Genomic DNA, 24,134 nt, shown 5'->3' on the forward strand with positions numbered 1-24,134 from the left:
AAATGATTTTAATTTAAATTTGATGTCTTAGTACAAGAGAAACTCATGAATAAGATTACTATTTTAATACATTGTAAAGACAGACCAAACATTATTGCATCTGTAACTAATTTTATAGCAAACAATGGTGGTAATATTGTTTATATAGATCAGCATGTAGATAGAGAGCAAAATATCTTTTTTATGCGATTGGAAAGTGAATTTGATGCTGAAACATTTGCTACAAATAGTTTTAAAACTTCTTTTGAAAACGATTTAGCAAATACATTTGATATGAAATGGCGTATTTATTCTTCTGAGAAGAAACCAAAAATGGCATTATTTATTTCTAAATATGACCATTGTTTATATGATATACTGGGGCGTTATAATTCTGGAGAACTAAACTTGGAAATTCCTTTCATCATAAGCAATCATTTAGATTTAAAACCTATTGCTGATAATTTTAAAATTCCGTTCTACCATATTCCCGTTACAAAAGATACCAAACAACAAGCGGAAGACAAGCAGTTGGAGTTACTCCAAGAGCATAAAATCGATTTTATAGTACTTGCCAGATACATGCAAATTGTATCTAGTAAACTAATTGACAAATACCCTAATAAGATAATTAACATACACCACTCCTTCTTACCAGCATTTGTTGGTGCAAAACCTTACCATTCAGCATATAAAAGAGGTGTTAAAATTATAGGTTCTACGAGTCATTATGTTACTGAAGAATTGGATGCGGGGCCAATCATTGAGCAAGATGTTACACGAGTAACACATGCACATTCCATATCTGATTTAATTGCTAAAGGTCGAGATTTAGAAAAGATTGTACTGGCCAATGCTATTAAATTGCATTCAGAACGTAAAGTAATGGTCTTTAATAACAAAACAGTTATCTTCTCATAACTACTGATTATCAGTTAATTATGTTTTTATTGTAAACAAATGTTAATTTTTTTGGCATAAACAAATGTTAATTGTGACTTAATTCATTACTTTGTGTCTCAAAATTAAATAATAAAAACACCATTAACTAATTTCTTAATTTTTATGAAATCAAATTTTATTTTATGCCTAACTTTTTTATTAGGTTTCGGAATGTCCCAAGCACAAAACTTACCTGCAAATCCTGATCCAGGTAAATGTTATGTAAAATGTATTACTAAAGATGAGTTTAAAACTGTTGAAGAAACTATTGAAGTTTACCCAGCATACACTAGACTTGAAGTAGTACCTGCCACTTACCGCACAGTTGAAGAGCGTGTATTAATTAAAGAAGCTTCGAAAAAATTCGTTTATGTACCAGCTACATACGAAACTATTCAAGTTCCTTATGTTAAAAAAGAAGGAAGATCAGACTTAAATGTTAATCCTGCAACATTTGGATCGAACTCTAGAACTTTTGAAACGTATCCTAAAACTTCTGGTTGGGAATACAGAGAAACTGCTTGTGACTCTCCTAACAAAGAGGATTGTATGGTAGCATGTTTTGTAGAGTATCCTGCTCAATTTAGAGATGTAAGTTTTACAACTTTAGCAAACGATGCTACAACTAGTAGTTCTCCAGTTCCTGAAGTAAGCACAACTTACAAAAAACGTGTGATTAAAACTCCTGCAAGAATGGATGAAGTTGAAATTCCTGCTGAGTATTCTACAATTAAAAAGCAAGTTATTGCTACTCCTGCTTCAACAAGAAGCGTAACAGTACCTTCAAAAAGCAAAACTGTAACTAGAACAGTATTGGCTAAAAAAGGTGGTCTTACAACTTGGGAAGAAGTAGATTGTGGGTTATTAAACGCTAACGTTTTACCAATATTCTATGAACTAGGTAGCGCTCGTATTACTCCAGCTTCTAAGAAAATTATTGATGAAACGTTATTACCATTGTTAAACAGCAAGCCTGTAAGCATCGAATTAATGTCTCATACAGATTCTAGAGGTAATGATGATTTCAATATGTCTTTATCACAACAACGTGCTAATTCTGTTGTAAACTATTTAGTATCTAAAGGTATTTCTAGAAGTAGATTATCTGGTAAAGGTTACGGAGAATCAAGATTAGTAAACCGTTGTTCAAATGGCGTTGAATGTTCAGAAGGACAACACCAAAAGAACAGAAGAACTGAGTTTAGAGTTATTAATAACTAAGATTTAGTTAGTAGTTTTACTATACAAATAACGAAAAAGACACCTTTTAAGGGTGTCTTTTTTTTGTTGTAACATTGTTTTTAGGCAACTACAAACCGAATAGTAAATACGCAAGATTTATCGTAAGATGCTTTCGCTAGTAATTAATTTTATAGAGTGTTGCAGTCAGTTTTTTCTTTTATATTCTTTCCCCAAGCAATAACTTTTACTCCGTTTGAGTATTGAATTTTGTTTGGTTCGTTTTTAATTAGTTTACCAAATTTTGGATAATTAAATTCTAAATTTTTCAATTCAATTTTATTAATTGGCCATTCCAAATGGTGGATTTCAAATTCGTTAATCGATTTTTCTGTGTCTTGAAAAAGAGCATATCTTTCGGTTAACCATTTTTCCAATTCCGTTTTCTCAGTAATTTCTTTTCCAATCTCAAACTGAATATTTAATTTGTCATTAAATTCCGAGTTATTGGATTCGTATTGATTTTCAGTCCGTTTAATTTTTGAAAACCTATATGGAAGTTCAGACATTCCTTTCGCAACTTTACAAGACAAACTTTTTCCTCCTTCAATGCTCAAAAAATACACTCCCGTTTTGTTATTAGATTTTATATAAGTTCGGATATTAATTTCATCAAAATCCGAAATCGGCGGGAATGCAGGTAAGTTTTTCGGTCTTATCCTTTCCATAGTAAAAGCAACTACCGAAATCCAAGGTTTACCGTCAAAAAGGTCAATTTCAAGTTCCTTTGGGATAAATTTTTTCAATTCGGATAATTCCACTTGCCAATGAAGAAATATTACATTATTCCACTCTTGATAAAATTTCCAATTTTCCTTTGGGATTTTCCAAGGTCTGTGTGCTGTAGTATTTAATATTTCTTGGATTGTCATTTCTCAAATTGACTACTAGTTATAAGTTCTTATTAAATATCAAACATTGAATTAGTATTACTAAAGATATATCTAAGCGTAACGTAAAATAAATACTCTTAACGTTTCTTCTTTGTTATAGTATAATTTGGATAATCAACAACTTTTTTTCAATCTTAACACCATAAGTGTCACTTAATATCGAAGACATCAAATCAAAATACTTATAATGAATTTCCCAATCATGAAGTTCATCAGCCATTTTAAAGTTACTAGTTATAATTGGCATCTCTAATAAATTAGCTAATTGATAACTTACTTCATTAAGCGATACGTTATCTGCTTTTATATCGGTATCCCCTATTAAAAAATTAGGTGTGTCATTTCCCCAATCTATTTGATATATATCCCAAAATTGAGCCGCATCAATATCTAAAAACAAAACCTCTCCGTTTACTAAATTACTTTTTTCATGAAATTTCAAAGCCTTGAGAATAGTTTTAGCTTTGTGTTTTGATGCTTTAGTATCGTTCTTAAAACGCACACGATAGTGATTATTAATATCAGATTCTACATTTACCTGATTTCTATAAACACTATTTAAATACGCAATAATATCTTGTAAACTCCCTGCTAATTCTAAAAAGTCTTGTTTTTTAATAACTTGTAAACTGAAAAGAGGTTCATTAAGTTCACTTATCTCAAAATCTTTTTTTATGGGTACTTCTTTAACAGCTATTACTGGCTCATAAGATTTTAGTTTAAGCATATCATCAACAGCCACAGTTTTCTTATTTGTACTTAAATAGCCTTCAAGATGGTAATTTTTAAATTCTGCTGGATGACCTTCCCATAACTTTTGACCATTGGCATTAAACAAAATTCCATAAGGGAGACTGCTAATATTATATTTTGAAAACGTTTCTCCATCGTAATCAATAGCAACCGCTAAATCTAACGGATGTTTTGTCATAAATCGTTTTACTAAATCCGGATTTTCCTGACTTAAAGAAACTATATAGAAGTTATCTGGGTATTGTCTCTGCAATGATGTTAAATATTTAGAAACATGAATACAAGGCCCGCACCAAGTTGCCCAAAAATCTACAAAATATAACGCATTATTTGAGTTTATTGCTATTTCTGATTTTTGAATATTTTCTGAAATTTGTATTTGTCCAAAAAATAACGCTGGGAACAAACAAAATAAAATACCTATTGAGAGCTTATTGATTTTCATTTTTATCTTTTATCCGAATGATTTCTAGTTAAATATAACAACTATTGTGCTAAAATAGTATTTATACCATTTATCATTCGAAATTACCATAATAAAATGCCCTTTTTTTCTTTCTTCTTCATTAAAAAAACAAAACGTAACTAAGGCTATGCTTTATTTTTTATAACTCAAATAAAGAAAAAATCATCGTTTTCTTTACTATAATTCCAAATAACAAATGGTACTAAGTGAAAATACTTGAAATTTGATGCATTATTTTTTTGAAATGTGACCGATCAAATTATTATGTGTCTTATAACAAAATGACTAAATCAAATTAATTGAGGGATTAATCTGATTTCCATATAAAAAGACACTCAATTTTATTGGGTGTCTTATTTTTTTATCTATTATAGACTTATATTTGACAAATAAAACCCCATATCATGATACGCAAAATTCTTTTCATTTTTTTATTTTTAATATTACTGCATGTGCAGAATTACAAGGTGTTATTGATCAATTACCTCAAGGTGGTCCAATTTCAAATTTAGAAATTGCTTCTGGTTTGAGACAAGCCTTAGATTTAGGAATTGACAAACAAGTTACCAAACTTACCCAAGAAGATGGTTTTTATAAAAATGAACTAGTTAAAATTTTACTACCCGAAGAACTTCGAAAAGTAGATAAAGCATTAAGAGATATAGGTTTAAGTAAATTAGCCGACGAAGGGTTAAAGGTTCTTAATCGTGCTGCTGAAGATGCTGTTAAAGAAGCTACTCCCATTTTTATAGATGCTGTTAAAGGCATTACCTTTGCTGATGCCAAAAACATTTTATTAGGTAATAACGATGCTGCTACTCAATATTTAACTTCAAAAACAAATACTGCTTTATACTCAAAATTTAATCCAGTTATTAAAAATTCTTTTAGTAAAGTTGGTGCAGATGATATTTGGAATAACTTAATCAACAAGTACAATACGCTACCTTTTACAAAAGATGTGAATCCAGATTTAACAGATTATGTAACTACTGAAGCACTAAAAGGAGTTTACACTATGATTGCGGTTGAAGAAAAAGAAATTAGAACCAAAATAGGTTCTCGAACAACCGATTTGTTAAAAAAGGTTTTTGCGCTTCAGGATTAAATAAAATATTTAAAAATGAAAAACCGAATAAGAGATTATTCGGTTTTTTTATTTAGCATTTCTTTAACTTTTACAAAACATCTAATCCTCATAAATTCTCGTATTTAACTTAAAACAAGAACATTATGAACACCCATTTCTGTAGAGTTGGTAAAATTAAAGCCAATACAAGTCCCACAATTAGTCTAAAAAAACTAGAAAAAAGAATTTCAAATTTTGTTGATGATATTAACAAAGTAGAATTTTCTAAAGATTTAAACGGAGCCTTTTAAAATAACTAAAGGCTTTCGTTAGTCTTGAACCATACCAAGAAAAGAACTCTCCATCCACTAAAAGTATTTTTGCTTTTGGATAAAATTTTTGTAGCTCCTTTTTATGCACTTCTTTAAACGGAAATGGCTCACTAGATAATAAAACTAATTCTATATCATCATTGGCTTTTAATTCTATCTCAGGATACCTTTCTGTATTACTAAAATAATTTTCAAACTTATTTAAATTTAATAAGTGATTGATAAATGTGGTGTTACCAACTACCATCCATGGGTTCTTCCAAATAAAGTATGCTGTTCTTATACTTTTTTATTCTTTATAAAAGCTCTAAAATCTTCAACTTCATTTTTAATTTTAGAAATCAATTTAAAAGCTTCATCGTTTTTATTGAATAGAATTCCATATTGTTTTATAACATCCAAACTATCTTCTAAAGTAAAAATATCTGTTAAGTGTACTTGACAAACCAACTCACAAGCTTCAACAATTTCTCTAGTATTTTCTTCTTTATTACAAAGAATAATATCTGGTTGCAGCGCTCTTATCTTATCAATATGAATTTGTTTTGTACCTCCAACTACTGTAACTTTAGCCTTTATATGATTAGGATGCACACAAAACTTTGTTACTCCAACAAGATGATTTTCTAAACCCAAATCACATAATAACTCTGTTTGACTAGGTACCAAAGAAACAATCCGTTTTGGATGACTTTCAAATTGAATTCTTCTATTTAATTGATCTGTGATTTTTAACATTTCGTTTTAAACTTCAACACTTTTCCAATTTCCTCTTTTAAACCAAATTATAGCAATAACAGCAATGAATATTTCTGCTAAAGTAACTGCCCAAAATACTCCCGAAGGCCCAAAATCCAGAGTAATAGCCATAACATACGCAAAAGGTAATTGCAGAATCCAAAAACAAAAAAGTTTATATATGTTGGGGTTTTAGTATCTCCGGCACCATTAAATGCATTGATGACCACCATGCCATACGCATAAAACACATAACCAGCAGCAAGAACTCGTAAACATAAACCGCCATACTTAACAACATTTGGAGTGTCATTAAATAAAACGATGATTTGTGGTGCAAAAACAAGATATACTATGGAAACTATACCCATAAATATTGCACAATACTTCCCTGTTTTCCAAACGGATTGTTCTGCACGGTCTGGTTTTTTAGCACCTAGGTTTTGTCCAACCAAAGTAGCTGCTGCATTGCTCATTCCCCATGCTGGCATTAAGGTAAACATCATAACTCTAATGGCAATGGTATAACCTGCAAGAACTTCACTTCCAAACTCGCTCATAATTCTCATTAAAAAAACCCATGAAGATGTTCCAATTAAAAACTGACCAATTCCTCCTAATGACACTTTTATTAGGTTTAACATTACGCCTACTCTCAAGACTAAATCTCTAATGCCTATTTTGATTTTACTAAAACCAAAAAATAGAATTCCCAGTTGAAACAATACTGCTGTTCCTCTACCAATTGTAGTTGCAATTGCGGCTCCTTCTACTCCAAAAGCTGGAACAGGTCCAAAACCAAAAATAAAAATTGGGTCTAAAATTATATTAAGTCCGTTTGACAATACCAAGGTCCACATTGCAACAGAAGCATTACCAACACCTCTAAATATAGCATTGATTAAAAACAGTAGCATTATTGTGATATTGCCACCAAGAAGTACTTTTGTATAGCCATAACCTTCTGCAATTAAATCTGGTTCGCCACCCATAAGCCCTAAAATTTCTTTAGGATACAGGGTTCCTATCACACTAATAATTATGGCTACAAATGTGCCTAAAAATATAACCTGTACTGCTGCATTTGATGCACCTTTTAGGTCTTTTTCTCCTGCTCGTCTAGCTACAATTGCTGTTGCCGCCATACTTAAACCAATAGCTATAGCATATACTAAAGTGATTACTGATTCTGTTAAACCTATAGTTGCCACGGCATTGACACTAACTTGTGATACATACATAATATCTACAAGCGCGAATATAGATTCCATGAGCATTTCCAAAATCATAGGAATGGATAACATAAAAACGGCACGCCGAATACTGCCAGAAGTAAAATCCTGTTCCTTACCTGTAATGGCAATTTTTAAATAGTTGAGAAACTGTTTTATAGTGATTTTCTGTGATTGCATTTCTGAATATTTTTTATAAATAAGACATGACTAATCAAAAACATGATTAGTGCTTTTTTCGAGAGAACCTCGATAAGTACGGAAGTCAAATTATACAATCATAAGTAACAAAGATGTTGAATTAATTTGAAACTACAAAATGAATTTTTCTAGGTGTTTCTCACTTCTTAACATATCTTCGCAAAAAAATTAAGATGCTAAAAGCTGTTATTTTTGATATGGATGGGGTTATTATAGATAGTGAACCTATGCATAATAAGGCATATCATGATATGTTTGATGAAGTTGGAATTGAAGTTTCAGCAGCATTATACGAATCATTCACAGGACAATCAACACTAAACATTTGCAAGCGTTTATGTGATAAATTTAATTTAAATGAAGCACCAGAAACTTTAGTTTCTTTAAAACGAAAACATTATAAACAGTTTTTTGATACAGATTCTGATTTAGGTTTAATTGATGGTGTTTTAGATTTAATAAAGAATTATCACAGTAACGGATTAACTCTGGTTTTAGGCTCTTCTGCATCCATGGCTGGCATTAACATGATATTTGATCGTTTTGATTTAAATAAGTACTTTACAGCAAAACTAAGTGGTGCCGATTTAAAACAATCAAAACCACATCCCGAGATATTTAAAAAAGCAGCTGAAGCAACGGGTTTTAATCGCAACGAATGTATCGTAATAGAAGATTCAACCAACGGTATTGAAGCTGCAAAATCTGCTGGAATTTATTGTGTAGGGTATGACAGTTTTCATTCTAAAAACCAAGATTATTCAAAAGCAGATAAAGTAATAAGTGATTTTAAAGCTATTTACTTTGATGAAATCTCTAAAGAATTTTAAAATTTATTATTTCAAATTATATTTACGCTAAAAGAATATTTATAATACTTCTATTTCGCTTTTAATAACGCATTTTGCTCTTCCATTAACTGCGTTAATTTATCTAATAACTCGATATCTTTTGGAGTAGCCACAGTCACATCTTTTGTATCTTGAGCTTTTTTCTTCAATTTATTCATAAATTTCACAACAATAAATACTGTAAAACCTATAATCATGAAATCGATAAACGCTTCTCCTAAAGCCCCATAACCAATAGCTACTTCTTCAGTAATAATAGTTCCTTCAGCATTTTTAACGATTTCTTTTAAGATGATTTTTTTATTCTGAAAATTAACACCATCCGTAAGTAACGATAGGGGCGGTAACATCACTTTCTTAACTAAAACATCAATTACCTTGTTGAATGCAGCACCAATAATAATACCAATGGCCATATCCATCATATTTCCTTTTACAGCAAACTCTTTAAACTCTTCAAATAATTTCATAATTTCTAATTTTAGAATTACAAAACTATTGAATTATAATATGATAGTTAACTGCAAATACAACAAAAGTGAACGAGATTAGTATTCTTATTTAAAAATTTACTTTTGATAATACTTAGCGTATCCACGATACCCAAAAAACCTAAGATAGCCCAAATTACTAAAGCTCCTAGAATAAATTGAATACTTACAATTTGGTCTCCGCTAGCATAAGAGTGCAGTCCTGCTAAATAAAAGTTCACACCAAAATAGGTCATTAAAATACTCGCAAAAGCGAAAATTGACATCAAATTAAAAAACCATCTACCACGTAATCCAGGAACTAATCGCATATGAATTACAAATGCATACACCATAATACTGATTAATGCCCAAGTTTCTTTTGGATCCCAACCCCAATAGCGCCCCCAACTTTCGTTAGCCCACATACCTCCTAGGAAGTTTCCTATGGTAAGCATTACTAAACCGACTGTCAACGCCATTTCATTAATTATGGTTAACTCTTGTATATTAAGCCCCATAATCTTCTTGTTCTTTTCAGTAGTAAAAGCCATTAAAAATAAAGACACAACTCCTAAAATCATTCCTAAGGTAAATGGACCATAACTTGCTACAATAACTGCAACGTGAATCATTAACCAATAACTATTTAAAACGGGTTGCAGGTTTGCAATTGCAGGATCCATCCAATTCCAATGTGCAATCATTAAAATCATTGAGGTTACAAACGCCGATGCTGCTATGGTTAAATCAGATGATTTCCCTCTAGTAATACCTGTAATTAAACCAAACAACATTGTAGACCAAGCTACATAAATCATAGATTCGTAGGCATCACTCCAAGGTGCATGCCCCGAAATATACCAACGCACAATCAATCCTGTTGTATGTAATAAGAACAAACCTACAATGATATATTTGAAAACATTTACTGTAATATTTATAGCTTTGTTTTTGTTATTAAATATTTGAATAATTAAAAATACAAACATCAAAGTACCAGCATACATAAACCATTTATAAAGCTTTTTAAAAATATCATATTTATTATAAAGCACTTCAGTTTTTACTTTGTCATCACTTAGCATGACATCTCCACCATAACGATGTTGTGTCTTTTTAAATGCTTCTAGCAATTTTGAAGCCTCAGAGAAATCCCCTGAATTTTTTGCATTATTCAATGTATATAAATAAGCTCTAAATCCATTTTTCACAAAATTACTATATAATGAATCCCTTATTTTTGTTGGTTCTAATCGGTAGTCATAATTAGAAATCCACTTATTATTCTCATCATTAGGGATTGGAAATATTTTAAGCGAGCGCCCTTCAATAGTATTAAATAATAAACTTACACGTTGATCAGTTTCCTTTAACTTCTTTTGATAGCCATTGGGAATAGCAGCACTATAAGCTTCATTCAAATAAGGTGCCAATTTGTATGAGCCATCTTGATTCAAAAAATCTACTAGCGCAAAATGTTTGCCTTCTTTTGAAACACCAATAATATTTCTTAAAGAATCCGTTTCCATAGGTCTTAAGTAAATGATTGGGATATTATACCATAATCTAGGACTCTCTTGAATGGACAAAAACACCTGATTAGCATCTAAATCTTCATAAGTATCACTTTTGCTTAACTTCCGAAGCATTTCAGAAGCATACGTATTCACGGGCATCATACGCCCGCTTAAATCTTGAATTACCAAATGTCCAAATTTTTCAGCATGCGCTTTTGGTGTAACATTTGCAATTAAAACAGAATCTATTTGCCTTTTAGTTGGTTTCTGAATTTCACTATGCTTATGCCCATCATCTGCTGAATGTTGCTCATCTTGTGCAAATCCATTCAAACCAAAACATAACATTAAAACTGCTAAAAACTTCGCTTTTTTCTCTTTAACATTTTCTAAACGTTCCTTTAAATCTGTAAAACGAGAACCTTTGCTAAATAGAATTGCCATTAACCCAAAGTAAAGCATCATATAACCTATGTAGGTTATTAAAGTGCCCGAATAATCATGGTTTACAGAAAGTACAGTCCCTTTCTCATCAGGATCAAAATTCGACTGGAAAAATCGATATCCGCGATGGTCTAGAATATTATTCATAAAGATTTTATAATCAAAATCGCCTTCTTTTTCATCAATTACAGTAACTTCACTAGAAAATGCCGAAAAACTTCTTTCTGTCCCAGGATACCGTTCTGCTTCAAAATCATTCAGCTTAATAGAAAATGGTAATTCCAGCAGTTTAGAGCTATACTTAAGCGCAAACTCCAACCCGCCTACTTTTATTTCTTTATGATTATTATTGATATACTGTCCACCTAATAAACCAACACGTTTAGTTTCTCCATTGGCTGTGATTTTAAGCAATACTCCATTTTCACTACTTCCTTTTAATAATTTTGACTGCTCAACAACATCAAAAACACCTTTAACAACTGGCTTAGGAAACACCATTTGCATGTTCCCAATAACATAACGAGAACGTAGGTGTAATGGCTGTAAACTATCTTTAACTAACTGTCCTTTCGCTCTAGTAGCCATCGTCATGTACTCACCTTCAAAAGGAGATTGAATTGATAATGAATCGCCTTGATAAGTTATATTTATGGCACCGCTGGTAGGTTTATTTAATGCAATCAAAATATTATGAATACTAGAAACCTGACCTACTTTTAAGAAATGATTATGTGGGCCATTGGTACCAGCTTCAACCAATTTTAAATAAGAATCACCATTTGCATCTGGAATAATATCTTCTTCAGCACCTTCAATAAACTTTTCTAGCTCAATTGTAATAGGTAGTTTGTTATACTCTGTTTCTACTTTAAAGTCATTATCCAATCGAGGAGAAAAATCTACTTCTTGCTCAAAAACTCGCATCTGGCTTACGCCATTAATTTTAAAATCGCCATAAATATTCCCAGATATATATGTTTTTTGAGATAAGAATGTATTAGCAGTTGCACCTTCACGAATAGGCATCATACCTTCAAAACTCACATAACGCGTAATAAAAGCACCTAGTAAAATAAAAATGAATGCTATATGCAAAATAAAAGTCGCCCACTTTTCTTTTTTATATAATCGAAATCTAAAAATATTACCTGTAAAATTGATAACAAAAAACACCATAATTCCAGTAAACCACCACGAGTTATATATCAATGCTCTAGTATAAGGCGTTGGAGATGTATCCATATGCCTATCCATAAGCGTTCCTGTTGCCATCGCAACAGCAAAAGCAACAAATAAAATAGCGGTAAGACGTGTAGAAAATAGAATTTTGGCGAGTTTCTCTTGCATAATAATTGCTCAATTTTTACTCGTGCAAAAATACGGATTAATGTTTATTTTATTTCGTTTTTAACGAAATATAAAGAAGTGAGTTACAGAAGCTAATACTACCCTTCTATAACATCCTTATATTCTAAAAAGAAACTCTCAAATAAGCTCATAGTTTCATTAAAAAACTCCATAACATCGCGCCAAGAGTTTTTATTATGAATAGACACTTTTTGCTCTAGAGGCACATAAATTCTGGAAATTTCTTTACCGTTTTCTAAAAAAAATTCTTCTTCAAAAATAGCATCAGGTAAGTATTCTTCCTGTAAAATAGATTTTAAAGCTTCGAGTTTTTCCCAATGTTTTATGCGGTATTCCAAATCGTCTTCTAAATCTAAAGTTACCAAAGCTTTTTTAGTATCAAAATGAAATTTGAGGCTCAGCCCCTTTAATTTAGTATCATACAGAATCCACTTTCTGGGAAAAGACTTCCCAAAACTTATCCAAAACTCTTCTCTTAAAATTCTTGATTCTTCTTTTGAAAACATATAAACAGCCCCATCTTAATCTTCCCTATTAGGGAAGAAACACTCAAACTTAAAAAACAACTTTTTCAACACATCAATTACTATCCCCTTCGGAAAGGGTTAGTAAAAGGTTTCTTTTCTAAATAAAATAAGCAATCCCAATCCCTAAAATAATAGACACAAATTTAGAAAGGTTAAACTTATGCCCTTCTCCACTTTCAAACAAAATGGTTGTAGAAATATGAAAAAATATACCAATTACAATAGCATTAATACCATGCACAAAATGCTCACTTAAATTAGCCGTGTTAGAAATTAAAGTCCCTAAGGGTGTCATAACAGCAAAAACCACTAAAAATGTAACTATTTGTATGGTGTTGTAGTTAGACTGAAACAAAAAAGCACTAACCAAAGCCGCAATAGGAATTTTGTGAATCAAAACACCATAAACCATATCATTATGCTCATGTATCGGGAAACCCTCTAAAAAACTATGTATACACAAACTAATAAACAATAGCCAAGGAAAAGCTGTTTCGTTTTTATGAATATGAACATGGCCATGTTCTGCACCTTTTGAAAATAATTCCAAAATAATTTGCAACAAAATACCAAGCATTATAAAAAGCCCCGTCATTTTAGTATCCAAATGACTGTACACCTCTGGTAATAATTCAAAAAGTGTTAGCGCCAATAAAAAAGCACCACTAAAAGACAATAGCAACTTCGTATTCCAAGTCTTTTTATTCTTGGAGAGTTTTGCAATAACAACACCCAAAATAACTGCAAGTATGGGAAACAAAAATTTATTCATTAAAACACCAATTAAATTCTAGTACTAAAAGGATTAACAGTAAACAAAACTAAATGTCGATTATCCGCTTATTTAAAAATCATAATTAAACGTTCAGAGGTTTTTGCATCAAACTTTCGCAATTTATAATCACCAAAAACATCCAATAAATGCACACCAGCAGCTTCAAACAACTTTTCAAAGTCCGCTAAAGTAAACGCTTTTACCCGTTCCTCAAAATTATATGTTTCTCCATTGTCCACAAAGTTAATCTGCTTCACAATGTAACCATCTTTCAAAAAGCGTTTTAAGTTAAACCTAATACCATCAACAGTTTTAGAATTTTCTGGCACTAAGTTATCAAGCACAAATTCAGTATTCATAAAATCAATTACTGCAAAACCAGTCTTGTTCAAATCGTCCTTAATCGCTTTTATGGTATTTAAATTATCTTCTTCGTTATCAAAATACCCAAAACTGGTAAACAAATTAAAAACCGCGTCAAACCTTTTATGGTAAGGCTTACACATATCGTGCACTTCAAATTTCAACCGATGATTTTCAAACTGTTTCGCAAAATCAATACTGTTTTCACTCAAATCAATCCCGGTAACATCATACCCAATCTTATTCAAATATCTTGAATGTCTGCCCTTTCCACACGCTAAATCTAGTATAGTTCCATGCTCAGGTAAATTCAAATAATTCGTCAAATTATCCATAAAAACCTGCGCCTCGGTATCGTCCCTGTCTCGGTATAAAATATGGTAAAATCTGGTATCAAACCACGATGCAAACCATTTTGTAGTCTCTTTTATCATGTGTTATTTTGGGGTTACCCTAAAGGGTCGGGCTTTACGCTACAAGTCCTCGCTCGTACCTCGCTGTGGGCTTTCCACTTCAATCCCTAACCCAATATCTGCTTTCGCTAGTTAATTGCCGCAAAATTACGTTATTTTTGCAATCTATCAGACGAAAAAAATGGGAGAAAATTTCAATATGGTTGCCAAAACATTATTTGGCTTTGAAGATTTATTAGAAAAAGAGCTTACACAACTAGGTGCAATGTACGTAAAAAAAGGTGTGCGTAACGTAGCATTTTCAGGCGATAAAGGCTTTATGTACAAATGTAATTTGGCATTGCGTACAGCAATAAAAATCTTAAAACCTATTCATTCGTTTAACGTCAATAATGAGCAAGATTTATACAATAAAATCTACGCTATGGATTGGAGTCAATACCTAAAACCAATAGGCTCTTTAGCTATTGATGCAACAATTCATTCGGATTTATTTTCACATTCGCTATACATCGCTCAAAAAACAAAAGACGCTATAGTAGATAAATTTAGAGATACCGACGGACAACGACCAAACGTAGATCTAAAATTTCCTGACCTAAAAATAAACGTTCATATTGACAGAAGAAAATGTACAATCTCTCTAGATTCCTCTGGAGATTCCTTACACAAACGTGGTTACAAAACTGCCACCAATATTGCGCCAATAAACGAAGTATTGGCAGCTGGGCTAATTATGTTATCTGGTTGGGACGGGCAATCAGATTTTATGGACCCTATGTGTGGTTCAGGAACCATGCTTGTTGAGGCTGCAATGATAGCCTGTAACATACCACCAAACCTCATGCGAAAAGAATTCGCCTTTGAGCGTTGGCAAGATTGGGATGTAGAATTATTTGAAAAAATAGAAGAATCCTTACTCGGAAAAACTCGAGATTTCCATCATAAAATCACAGGCTACGATAAAGCACCAAGCGCTGTAAACAAAGCCAAAGAAAATGTAACAAACGCCCAGCTAGAAGATTTTATAGACGTAAAACACGAAGATTTCTTTAAAACCCAAAAAGGCGGCGACAACAAATTACATATGGTATTTAACCCACCCTATGGCGAGCGTTTAAATATCGACATGGAAGAGTTTTACGCCAACATTGGCGATACCCTAAAACAAAACTACCCAGGTACAGATGCGTGGTTTATTACATCAAATTTAGATGCCTTAAAGCATGTAGGATTGCGACCTTCAAGAAAAATACAACTTTATAATGCTAAATTAGAATCACGTTTGGTTAAGTATGTGATGTATGAAGGGAGTAAAAAGGGGAAGTATATGAAATAATAATTCCTGTGAACGTAGGAATCTCGTAATATCAATCAAATATCGCATGTGTGATTTCTCCTTTCGTCGAAATGACAAAGCTTACCGTTAAAAAAATGGCAACCTCTCAAACTGTGCAATTAAAAACAACTTCCCACATGCGCGCGCATCAGATAGCGCATCATGATGTTTTAAAGCAATATTGTGCACTTTACAACACGCATCCAATTTTGCAGGTTTATAGCCTTTTATACGATAAATTTTAAGAGTACATTCCCAACGTTGTTGCATTATTAAATCGGTGTGTGGAATATTATAATCATTCATCGTTTTAAGTAAAACGCCTCTATCAAAAGATTCGTTGTGTGCTACGGTGGTAATACCAGAAATACGTTTTTTAATTTCAGGGTATATACTTCTAAAATTAGGAGCAAATCGAGTATCGTCCTCAGTAATACCATGCACTTGTATATTGTGCCAATTATAAGCGTTATTTGGCGGTTGTATTAACGCATGAAATTCATCTACAATAACACCATCTTTAAACGTTACAATACCCACAGAACAAATATGATGACCTCTTGCGGTCTCAAAGTCTATGGCGGCGAAAGTGTTTGACATGGTTTTGATTTTGAGCTTGAAGTTATGGATTTATGTTGTTAGTTTGGTTTTAATATTTAATCAGTTTTGCATAACAATTAATCTTCTTGTTTTGGGTGTTGTGTTAATCGTTATTGTATATGGCACGTTGCCATTTGTTACTAAGATAGTAAAAAGCGTTTAGTGCTAGAACTTCGTGAATAGTCTTTAAACGACTTTGACAATATGCTATATACGTTATTGGCAACTAGTTTTATTCAGTTCGTTTTTTGGTGTTAAGAAAAATTAGGTAGGATTTTTTCGCCAATCTCTTCTATCAATTTATCTGCTGGCCCTGAACCGTATTTTAGATTCAGGATGACATGATTTACACCATATGATTCTAATAGCTTCAAATGCGCATTTAAATAATCGGTTCCCGATTTGAATCCAAGATGAATTGGTGTCGGCTTAACCGTTGAATCTTTAGTGATGTCGACATATAAGGATTGCATAAAGGGTTTCCAATCTTTTTTTGCTTTAGACAATGCTTCTCTCCATTGATACATTACCATTTGTAGTGTTTTGAAATCTCTTGGATAGTATAACCAACCGTCTGAATGCTCTGCAATCCAGTCTAATGATTGTCCAGAATGTCCAGTTACAAGCATTGGTGTTCTTTTATAATATTTTGGCAGTAAGTCTACGCCACCATTTGTGCTTCCATAAAATTTTGAAGTATAGTTTGGAAAGTCTCCTTGTAACGCTTTTATGTAGAAGAAGCTATCTCTAAATAACTCAGATTTATTTTCCAAGTTTTGATTAAAAGCAGGATATTCTATGGGTCTATCGCCTGATGCTACACCTAAAACCAATCTTTTGTTTGAAAGTATTTGAAGACTATTAATTGATTTTGCGGTATGTACTGGATGACGCAAAGGCAAAATAATACTTCCTGTAGCTAAAGCAATGTCCTTTGTGTTATTCATTATATGCGTCATATAAATCCAAGGATCATACAATTGTCCAGCATCTCCAAAATTTGGATCATTAAAAGGGACATCTCTAAACCAAAGTGCTTTAAAACCCAATGCTTCTGCTCGTTTGGCAAGCTGTTCTTGATTTTCCATTTTTGCAATAGAACCACTATACGCTTCTAATGGAAACACCAATCCCAAGGTTAATTTGCCTTTGGATGCTATTTTAGAATAAACATTCATCTATGAGTTTAAAATTTTGTTCGTTTCAGAAATTAATTGATTTATTTTTTCCTGATTGTAAGCGTCATTATGGGCATCAGAAAATATTCCTTTGTCATTATCAAAGTATCTTCCGTTACTTTCTTGATATTCTTCTAATATGGTTAATTCGTATAATATATCTGCTCCTTTGTCCGCCGAAGACCAATGATGGCCATAGGCTTCTTTAACCATATTTGTGTTTAATAAAGAACCAGGATTTACAGCAATGGTTGTTATACCTGAATTCTCTTTTGCGAAACCGAAACTCCACATAGTTAAAGCTAATTTGCTTTGAGCGTAAGCTTCATTACTTGAAATTAGTTCGTTTCCTTTTAATGCTTCTATCGAAACAGTTGATTGTGCTGCCGAACTTAAATTAATAATTCTTGGTGAAGTGCTGTTTTTTAGAATGGGCAACAATCCGTATGTAAGCAGGTAAGGTGCAAAATAGTTTACTGCAAACCGCATATCTAGCCCATCTTTATTTTGGTTAACAGAGCTCTTAAAAACCCCTGCGTTATTGATTAAAACATCAATGGATGAAAATTCATTTGATATTTCGGCAATCATTTTTTCTATACTACTGAAGTCTGACAAATCCGATACGAAACCGCTAATTTTAACGTTGTTTGATTTTTTCTTAATCTCTGAAATAGTATTTATTAACTTCTTTGAATTTCTTCCGTGTAAAAGTATTTGATGTCCACTTTCAGCTAGTTTTATTGCTGTTAACTTACCAACGCCGTCTGTACTTCCTGTTATTAATATAGTCTTCATAGTTCATTAATTTTAATACTTCCGTTAGTTCTTATGTATAAAATAACTTCATTGTCTGCACTTGAAACTGCATGAATTGCTTTGTCGGTTGCACTAAAATAGCTTCCTACATCGAGGGTTTGGGTTTCTTGATTTTGAGGTAAGGTATAATTCAATACACCTTGTATGACAACGGAATGTAAAACGGTTCCATCTGTTTTTATTGTTCCATTAAACGTTTTTGGAAGCTTTATAAATAGTCCTTTGGAATCTGAATCATCCCAAAGAAAACATATTTCTGCTTTACTTTCAGTATCTATCCAATTTGTCTTTTTACTATTCAACCAAACCAAATTAGAGGCATCTATGTTGATTGGTCGCTCTCCGTTGTCAAATGCTTCCTCAATAGGTTGAACTAAATAAGGACCTTTATCTATTTCAACCAAAGCGATACTTTCACCTTTAGAAGCCGTAATATGGGATTCGCCTAATGGTTGCGTCCAGAAACTTCCAGGTTTCATCCACATAATTGCTGCTTTTGGATCGTCATTATGTATGCTTCCTTTGATGACAACCGCTCTATAAGTTGCATTATGAATATGTGGTGGTGAAGAAAATCCGTCAACAAACTTTGCTAAAAACCCAGTCGCAACTTCTTCTTTTCTATCTCCCCAAAGTGTCCCTGCTTGTGGACTTTGGTCTCCTCTTGCCGGATTTAATTTTTCCCAAATGATTTCTGAACTCAAAAGAACTTTGTTCGTTGGATTTTGAATCTGTTCAGAAATATTATTTTCAGTTTCATTTTTAATCCGTTTACTATCATTACACGACGAGACTAATAATAAAAGTGTAACTATAAGAGATGTGTATGCAATTCTTATATTCATATTGTTATTTTTTAATTTTCCACAACAACTTTACCAATAGCTTTTTTGCTTTCAAGTCTTGTATAAGCTTCGCCTATGTTTTCTAATGAAAATTGATACTCATCAAGTAAAGGTTTTAAATTTCCTGCTTCAACAATTTTGGTAATATTACTCAAAATTTCACCGTGTTGTTCTCTTTTAAAATTATGTAGCATTGGTATCAACATAAATACTACGTGTAGTGATAAACCTTTAAAGTGCATTGTACTTAAATCAAGTTCGCATAAAGAAACTGTAGATGCAACTTGACCATTTAAAGCAGCAGCTTCAAAAGATTTAAGCATATTTTCTCCTCCTACAGAATCAAAAACAATATCAAAACCAACTCCATTGGTGTATTTGTTTACATAATCTTCAACTTGTTCTGTTTTGTAATTTATGGGTTCAGCACCAAAATTTTTGATAATCTCCATTTGATGTTCTCCACCACAAGTTGCATAAACATCTGCTCCAAAATGTTTTGCTAATTGTACAGCAATGTGTCCAACACCACCAGTTCCGCCGTGTACTAAAACTTTTTGACCGCTTTTTATGTTTGAACGAATTAAACCCTCGTAAGCGGTTATTCCAACCAATGGAAGAGCAGCAGCTTCTTTCATCGATAGGTTTTTGGGTTTTAGTGCAATAAGTTTGCTATCAGCAGCAACATAATCAGCAAGAGTTCCTTGCAAGTCTCCCAATCCACCTACACAACCATATACTTCATCTCCTGCCGAAAATTCGGTAACATCTTCTCCTACTTTTTCAATTGTTCCAGCCAAGTCCATTCCAAGTATTGCAGGGTTTTCAGGCGAAAAAGGCAAATCGTCACCCATACTTCGAATCATTGTATCTACGGTATTGACACTCGATGCAGAAATTTTAATAAGTACTTGACCACTTTTTAAAGTTGGCATTTCAACTTCTCTGGAATTAAAGGTTGCGTTTTCTCCATATTCATTAATTGTCATTGCTTTCATCATATATTGTTTTTATTTACTATAAAAATTATAGTTGCAAAAGTAAGTATAGTATTCTATCTTTGCAATAACGGTCAAAAATGATAGTATATATTTTATGGAAACAGGAGAACAAAAAATGCTCAAATTTAGAGGGAATGAATATCCTTGTTGTGCAAGTTTAACGATGGGAATTATTGGTGGGAAATGGAAAACGGTTATTCTATACCATTTAATGACTGAAAAATTGAGGTATAATGAGTTAAGGAAATCAATGCCAACAGTTACTGAAAGGACTTTAAGCTTGCAACTAAAAGCTTTAGAAGAAGACGGATTAATTAAAAGAAAAGTTTATACTTCAAAACCACCACTCAAAGTTGAATATTCTCTAACAGACTTCGGTAAAACTTTAATTCCGTTAATTCAGTCTATTGCGGATTGGGGCGATTCTGTGGTTGAAAAATTTTCGAAGTAGGTTTTCAGTTCAGCATGTTACAAACTTTAATGATATAACTTCGTTTTATTGACTTATATCAGTAGATAAGCGAAGTTAGAATTTTTCCCACTCAAAAAGCAATACCTATAATCCAACCCATTCCGTACCTTTAAAAAAAATAAACCAATGTCCTACAACCACATCTTCAAAGCCAAAGTAAACTGGCAATTAGGTAGTAACGAAACCACACAAAACCCAAAAGGTTTTAGTAGAAACCACGTGGTTACTATGGCTAATAAAAAAGCCCCATTAGAAGTATCGGCAGCAAAGCCATTTAGAGGAGATGAAACACTTTATAATCCAGAAGATTTGTTGTTATCTGCGTTGGCGTCTTGCCACATGATGTCGTATTTATATGTTTGCGCACAACATAACATCGCAGTTTTAAACTATGAAGATAACGCCGAAGCTATTTTAGAAGTAGAAGCATCAGGTAGTGGACATTTTAGAAAAGTAACTCTAAATCCTGTAGTAACCATAAAAGATGCCTCTAAAGAAGTACTCGCTAAAACGCTTCATGCCAAAGCCAATAGTTTATGTTTTATTGCTAACTCTTGCAATTTTCCTGTGGAGCATCATGCTGAAATTATAATTTTTAAATAAAAAATTAAGTATCTATTCGTCCTTCAAATTTAAATAAACAAAAAAAAGTCCGATTTTTAAAAAATCGGACTTATACTATTTTACTATTAATTGAAATTTTATTCGCCCATTGCAGACATAACTGCCGCCGATAAACGCTTATATGTTCCATTTACTAATCTATCTCTAATAGCATCAAAAGCATCCAAAGTTTCACTTACATCTTCTAAAGTATGCGTAGCTGTAGGAATCAATCTTAATAAAATTAATCCTTTAGGTATCACAGGGTAAACCACTATAGAACAGAATATTCCGTAATTTTCACGTAAATCTTTTACCAATGCCATGGCTTCAGGAATACTTCCTTTTAAGTAAACTGGTGTTACACAACTTTGTGTTGTACCTATATCAAATCCTCTCTCCTTTAATCCAGATTGTAATGCATCAACTACCTTCCATAGATTTTGCTTTAACTCTGGCATAGTTCTTAACATATCCAAACGCTTTAAAGCTCCTTTTACCAATTGCATTTGCAAAGATTTTGCAAACATTTGAGAACGCAAATTGTATTTTAAGTAGTCTATAATTTCTTGATCTCCAGCAATAAAAGCTCCTGTACTTGCCATAGATTTTGCAAACGTTGCAAAATATACATCAATATCATCTTGAACACCTTGTTCTTCTCCTGCTCCTGCTCCTGTTTTTCCTAGAGTACCAAAACCATGAGCATCATCAACAAATAATCTAAAATTAAATTTTTTCTTAAGCGCTACAATTTCTTTTAATCGCCCTTGCTCTCCACGCATTCCAAACACACCTTCAGATATTACTAAAATACCTCCACCCGTTTGTTCTGCCATTTTAGTAGCACGCTCTAAGTTTTTTTCTAAACTTTCAACATCGTTGTGCTTATAGGTAAAACGTTTACCCATATGTAAACGAACACCATCTATAATACATGCGTGTGCATCAACATCATAAACAATAATATCATCTTTAGCTACTAAAGCATCAATGGTAGATACCATGCCTTGGTAGCCAAAATTTAAAAGATATGCTGCTTCTTTACTAACAAATTCAGCTAACTCGTTTTGTAGTTTTTCATGCAAATCGGTATGACCAGACATCATACGCGCCCCCATTGGATATGCAGAACCATATTCGGCAGCAGCTTCAGCATCCACTTTACGAACTTCTGGATGATTAGCCAAACCTAAATAGTCATTAATACTCCAAGTAATTACATCTTTCCCTTGAAATTTCATTCTATTAGAAATTTCTCCTTCTAATTTTGGAAACACAAAATAACCTTCAGCGTGGGCTGCCCATTTACCTAATGGCCCTTTGTCTTTGTAAATCTTCTCAAATAAATCTTTCATCTACTATTAAATATATAAACTTAAAATTAAGCATAAATTAAAGAACAAATAATTATCTGCTCTTTTATGTTTAGAAATGAAGTTTTTAGTTCTTAGTTAGTTGGTGCAAAATTAAATATTTATCTGGTTTGAACATAATTTTTACACTCCAATTATTGACAAAATAAAAAAAGAGACAACTTTTTGCGTGTTTTGCAAAAAACTGTCTCTTAAAAAGTATAGATTTACTTACTTTATTTGATGTACTGAATTTTTTGTGATGCTTCTTCATGGATGCTATCAAAGAATCCTTGATCGTTCATCCACTTATCAGAATATACTTTACTCATGTAGCGCGATCCATGATCTGGAAATATAACCACTACATAATCATCTTTTTTAAATCTCTTCTCTTCTCCTAATTGTTTGATAGCTTGAGTAACAGCACCTGAAGTATAACCTACAAACATACCTTCTGTTCTTGCTATTTCTCTAGCAGTATGTGCACTATCTTCGTCATTTACCTTTACAAACTCATCTATAATATCGAAATCTGTAGCAGCAGGTATTAAATTTTTACCTAAACCTTCAATACGGTAAGGGTAAATTTCTTTAGCATCAAACTCTTTAGTTTCATGGTATTTCTTTAAAACAGAACCAAAAGCATCAACACCAATAACTTTAATATCAGGATTTTGTTCTTTTAAATATTTTGCTGTTCCAGAAATAGTACCTCCTGTACCACTACAAGCTACTAAATGCGTTATTTTACCTTCAGTTTGTTCCCAAATTTCTGGACCAGTTGACGCATAATGCGCATCTATATTCAGCTGATTGAAATATTGATTGATGTATACAGAACCCTTCATTTCGTCATGCAAACGCTTTGCTACTTGGTAATACGAACGAGGATCGTCTGCACTAACATGAGCTGGACAAACATAAACTTTTGCGCCCATTGTTTTCAGCATATCAATTTTATCTGCAGATGACTTTGAACTTACGGCCAAAATACAATCATAACCTTTGATGATACTTACCATTGCTAAACTAAAACCAGTATTACCAGAGGTAGTTTCTATGATGGTATCGCCAGGTTTTAAGATACCTTGCTTTTCAGCTTGCTCAATAATATAAAGTGCTATTCTATCTTTGGACGATTGCCCAGGGTTGAAAGATTCTACTTTTGCGTAAAAACTTCCTTTTAATTTTGAAGTTATTCTATTAAGTCTAACAAGCGGTGTATTGCCAACTAGATCTAATACATTATCAAAAACTTTATTTCTATGTTTCATAAATGTAATTTATAAGCTACTTTCCGAATTTGATAAATTAAGTACCTTAAAACTTGGCAAAAATAAG

General features: G+C 32.5%; 23 protein-coding genes and 1 pseudogene. 7 read left to right on the forward strand and 17 right to left on the reverse strand.

Translation table 11 applies throughout. The features are described 5' to 3' along the window. Window positions 1-45: 45 nt before the first annotated feature. Window positions 46-900, forward strand: coding sequence for a formyltetrahydrofolate deformylase (gene purU / locus AC0L5U_RS04780; RefSeq protein WP_473414929.1), 855 nt, complete (start codon window positions 46-48; stop codon window positions 898-900). 144 nt (window positions 901-1,044) lie between these two features. Further along, window positions 1,045-2,142, forward strand: coding sequence for an OmpA family protein (locus AC0L5U_RS04785; protein ID WP_473414930.1), 1,098 nt, complete (start codon window positions 1,045-1,047; stop codon window positions 2,140-2,142). Between the two features lie 149 nt (window positions 2,143-2,291). On the opposite strand, the gene AC0L5U_RS04790 is transcribed toward AC0L5U_RS04785, so the two are convergent. Together AC0L5U_RS04790 and AC0L5U_RS04795 are read right to left on the reverse strand one after the other, a co-directional pair. Next, window positions 2,292-3,032 (reverse strand): YqjF family protein, encoded by a 741-nt coding sequence (locus AC0L5U_RS04790; protein WP_473414931.1) that lies wholly within the window; start codon window positions 3,030-3,032, stop codon window positions 2,292-2,294. A gap of 115 nt (window positions 3,033-3,147) precedes the next feature. Further along, the gene (locus tag AC0L5U_RS04795; protein ID WP_473414932.1) at window positions 3,148-4,251 is read right to left on the reverse strand and encodes a TlpA family protein disulfide reductase; all 1,104 of its coding nucleotides are present in this window, start codon (window positions 4,249-4,251) and stop codon (window positions 3,148-3,150) included. A gap of 454 nt (window positions 4,252-4,705) precedes the next feature. On the opposite strand from AC0L5U_RS04795, the gene AC0L5U_RS04800 reads away from it, so the two are divergent. Then, the gene (locus AC0L5U_RS04800) at window positions 4,706-5,380 is read left to right on the forward strand and encodes a DUF4197 domain-containing protein (protein WP_473416169.1); all 675 of its coding nucleotides are present in this window, start codon (window positions 4,706-4,708) and stop codon (window positions 5,378-5,380) included. Between the two features lie 246 nt (window positions 5,381-5,626). Here the strand turns inward: AC0L5U_RS04800 and AC0L5U_RS04805 are convergent, their stop codons facing one another. The 3 genes and pseudogenes from AC0L5U_RS04805 to AC0L5U_RS04815 form a co-directional block, all read right to left on the reverse strand. Further along, entirely contained in the window at window positions 5,627-5,920 is a 294-nt protein-coding gene (locus AC0L5U_RS04805; protein ID WP_473414933.1) for a helical backbone metal receptor, read from the reverse strand. A 32-nt stretch (window positions 5,921-5,952) separates the two neighbouring features. Further along, the gene (locus AC0L5U_RS04810; RefSeq protein WP_473414934.1) at window positions 5,953-6,411 is read right to left on the reverse strand and encodes an ABC transporter substrate-binding protein; all 459 of its coding nucleotides are present in this window, start codon (window positions 6,409-6,411) and stop codon (window positions 5,953-5,955) included. A 6-nt stretch (window positions 6,412-6,417) separates the two neighbouring features. Next, window positions 6,418-7,823, reverse strand: a pseudogene (locus AC0L5U_RS04815) (MATE family efflux transporter). Window positions 7,824-8,017: 194 nt separating this feature from the next. Between AC0L5U_RS04815 and AC0L5U_RS04820 the strand changes: the two are divergent. Beyond that, window positions 8,018-8,674, forward strand: a complete 657-nt coding sequence (locus tag AC0L5U_RS04820; RefSeq protein ID WP_473414935.1) for an HAD family hydrolase — start codon at window positions 8,018-8,020, stop codon at window positions 8,672-8,674. Window positions 8,675-8,724: 50 nt separating this feature from the next. Here the strand turns inward: AC0L5U_RS04820 and mscL are convergent, their stop codons facing one another. The 5 genes from mscL to AC0L5U_RS04845 form a co-directional block, all read right to left on the reverse strand. Next, the gene (mscL, locus tag AC0L5U_RS04825) at window positions 8,725-9,165 is read right to left on the reverse strand and encodes a large conductance mechanosensitive channel protein MscL (protein ID WP_473414936.1); all 441 of its coding nucleotides are present in this window, start codon (window positions 9,163-9,165) and stop codon (window positions 8,725-8,727) included. A gap of 47 nt (window positions 9,166-9,212) precedes the next feature. After that, window positions 9,213-12,479, reverse strand: a complete 3,267-nt coding sequence (locus AC0L5U_RS04830; protein WP_473414937.1) for a cytochrome c biogenesis protein — start codon at window positions 12,477-12,479, stop codon at window positions 9,213-9,215. 98 nt (window positions 12,480-12,577) lie between these two features. Then, on the reverse strand, window positions 12,578-13,006 hold the full coding sequence (locus AC0L5U_RS04835) for a DUF4268 domain-containing protein (RefSeq protein WP_473414938.1): 429 nt from the start codon (window positions 13,004-13,006) through the stop codon (window positions 12,578-12,580). A 118-nt stretch (window positions 13,007-13,124) separates the two neighbouring features. Then, on the reverse strand, window positions 13,125-13,799 hold the full coding sequence (locus AC0L5U_RS04840; RefSeq protein ID WP_473414939.1) for a ZIP family metal transporter: 675 nt from the start codon (window positions 13,797-13,799) through the stop codon (window positions 13,125-13,127). Window positions 13,800-13,867: 68 nt separating this feature from the next. Continuing rightward, on the reverse strand, window positions 13,868-14,599 hold the full coding sequence (locus AC0L5U_RS04845; RefSeq protein ID WP_473414940.1) for a class I SAM-dependent methyltransferase: 732 nt from the start codon (window positions 14,597-14,599) through the stop codon (window positions 13,868-13,870). Window positions 14,600-14,759: 160 nt separating this feature from the next. Between AC0L5U_RS04845 and AC0L5U_RS04850 the strand changes: the two genes are divergently transcribed. Beyond that, window positions 14,760-15,917: a THUMP domain-containing class I SAM-dependent RNA methyltransferase gene (locus tag AC0L5U_RS04850; RefSeq protein WP_473414941.1), complete on the forward strand. Its 1,158-nt coding sequence runs from the start codon at window positions 14,760-14,762 to the stop codon at window positions 15,915-15,917. A gap of 87 nt (window positions 15,918-16,004) precedes the next feature. Here the strand turns inward: AC0L5U_RS04850 and AC0L5U_RS04855 are convergent, their stop codons facing one another. The 5 genes from AC0L5U_RS04855 to AC0L5U_RS04875 form a co-directional block, all read right to left on the reverse strand. After that, window positions 16,005-16,517, reverse strand: coding sequence for a 3'-5' exonuclease (locus AC0L5U_RS04855; RefSeq protein WP_473414942.1), 513 nt, complete (start codon window positions 16,515-16,517; stop codon window positions 16,005-16,007). A 254-nt stretch (window positions 16,518-16,771) separates the two neighbouring features. Continuing rightward, window positions 16,772-17,695, reverse strand: coding sequence for an LLM class oxidoreductase (locus AC0L5U_RS04860; RefSeq protein ID WP_473414943.1), 924 nt, complete (start codon window positions 17,693-17,695; stop codon window positions 16,772-16,774). Beyond that, window positions 17,696-18,493 carry an SDR family NAD(P)-dependent oxidoreductase gene (locus AC0L5U_RS04865; protein WP_473414946.1) on the reverse strand — a complete coding sequence of 266 codons (798 nt, stop codon included), beginning with the start codon at window positions 18,491-18,493 and terminating at the stop codon, window positions 17,696-17,698. It lies immediately after the preceding gene. Next, window positions 18,490-19,359 carry a DUF4437 domain-containing protein gene (locus tag AC0L5U_RS04870; RefSeq protein WP_473414947.1) on the reverse strand — a complete coding sequence of 290 codons (870 nt, stop codon included), beginning with the start codon at window positions 19,357-19,359 and terminating at the stop codon, window positions 18,490-18,492. Before AC0L5U_RS04870 ends, AC0L5U_RS04865 begins: the two co-directional genes overlap by 4 nt. 11 nt (window positions 19,360-19,370) lie before the next feature. Then, a complete protein-coding gene (locus tag AC0L5U_RS04875; protein WP_473414949.1) occupies window positions 19,371-20,360 on the reverse strand; it encodes a zinc-dependent alcohol dehydrogenase family protein in 990 nt (329 codons plus the stop codon). A 115-nt stretch (window positions 20,361-20,475) separates the two neighbouring features. Here AC0L5U_RS04875 and AC0L5U_RS04880 point away from each other — a divergent pair, with 115 nt between their 5' ends. Further along, entirely contained in the window at window positions 20,476-20,811 is a 336-nt protein-coding gene (locus tag AC0L5U_RS04880) for a winged helix-turn-helix transcriptional regulator (RefSeq protein WP_473414951.1), read from the forward strand. Between the two features lie 147 nt (window positions 20,812-20,958). Then, the gene (locus AC0L5U_RS04885) at window positions 20,959-21,435 is read left to right on the forward strand and encodes an OsmC family protein (RefSeq protein ID WP_473414952.1); all 477 of its coding nucleotides are present in this window, start codon (window positions 20,959-20,961) and stop codon (window positions 21,433-21,435) included. A gap of 98 nt (window positions 21,436-21,533) precedes the next feature. Here AC0L5U_RS04885 and AC0L5U_RS04890 read toward each other — a convergent pair whose 3' ends face one another. Beyond that, window positions 21,534-22,793 (reverse strand): aminotransferase class I/II-fold pyridoxal phosphate-dependent enzyme, encoded by a 1,260-nt coding sequence (locus AC0L5U_RS04890; protein WP_473414955.1) that lies wholly within the window; start codon window positions 22,791-22,793, stop codon window positions 21,534-21,536. A 233-nt stretch (window positions 22,794-23,026) separates the two neighbouring features. Beyond that, window positions 23,027-24,067, reverse strand: coding sequence for a PLP-dependent cysteine synthase family protein (locus AC0L5U_RS04895; protein WP_473414958.1), 1,041 nt, complete (start codon window positions 24,065-24,067; stop codon window positions 23,027-23,029). Window positions 24,068-24,134: the final 67 nt, after the last annotated feature.

The organism is Jejuia sp. G7-7 (genome assembly GCF_055808955.1).